The sequence below is a fragment of the Paraburkholderia sp. JHI2823 genome, assembly GCF_038900695.1.
In the GTDB taxonomy this organism is placed as follows: Bacteria; Pseudomonadota; Gammaproteobacteria; order Burkholderiales; family Burkholderiaceae; genus Paraburkholderia; species Paraburkholderia mimosarum.
In genome coordinates, this window is sequence record NZ_JAYMRY010000420.1 from 1 (window position 1) to 255 (window position 255).

At 66.7% G+C, this 255-nt stretch carries 1 protein-coding gene; it reads right to left on the reverse strand.

Going from position 1 to position 255, the window contains the following annotated elements; translation table 11 throughout:
- Nucleotides 1–255 (reverse strand): glutamate synthase-related protein (locus tag VSR34_RS39245; RefSeq protein WP_342965330.1); only part of this gene is annotated, 255 nt, incomplete at both ends.

The following is a 255-nucleotide window of genomic DNA, read 5'->3' on the forward strand; positions in this document are numbered from 1 at the left end:
AGCGGCGCTCCTCCTGGGTCATGCCGCCGTCGCCGGTGGTCGTGGACGTGCCCATCGCCGTCGCGGCCTGACCGAGCGCCTCCTTGACGTTCGCCGAGAGCGCGCCGAAGCTCATGCCCGCGATCGTGACAGGAATATCCAGCACGACGGGTTTCTTCGCGAAACGGGTGCCGAGCACGGTCTGGGTCGAGCACTTCTCGCGATACCCTTCGAGCGGATAGCGCGACAGCGAAGCGCCGAGAAACAGCAGGTCGT